Origin of the sequence: Parazoarcus communis SWub3 = DSM 12120 (genome assembly GCF_003226565.1) — a bacterium.
Classification (GTDB): Bacteria; Pseudomonadota; Gammaproteobacteria; order Burkholderiales; family Rhodocyclaceae; genus Parazoarcus; species Parazoarcus communis.
Map to the genome: position 1 here is coordinate 1 of NZ_QKOE01000198.1, position 255 is coordinate 255.

At 62.0% G+C, this 255-nt stretch carries 1 pseudogene; it reads left to right on the top strand.

The annotated features are described in order from the left end of the window. Positions 1-255 (top strand): annotated as a pseudogene (locus DNK49_RS23730) (IS1634 family transposase); the annotation flags it as partial.

Here is a 255-nt window from a genome sequence, read left to right on the forward strand (position 1 = left end):
GCAGCCCAAAAGACCCAGCAGCGCAACGAGCGTATCGACGCGCTGACCCGGCAAGCGGATCAATGGACGGGCAAGCTTACCGATCAGGACGAAGGCGTGAAGCACCGGGGTCGCAAGCTCTCGGACAGCGGCGCCAAGGCGCGCTTCTACCATGCGGTCAGCGAAGCGCACCTGTCGCGCATCATCAAGGTGGATCTGGCTGAGGAGCTGTTCAGCTACCACATCGACGACAAGGCGAAGCGTCTTGCCGAAATG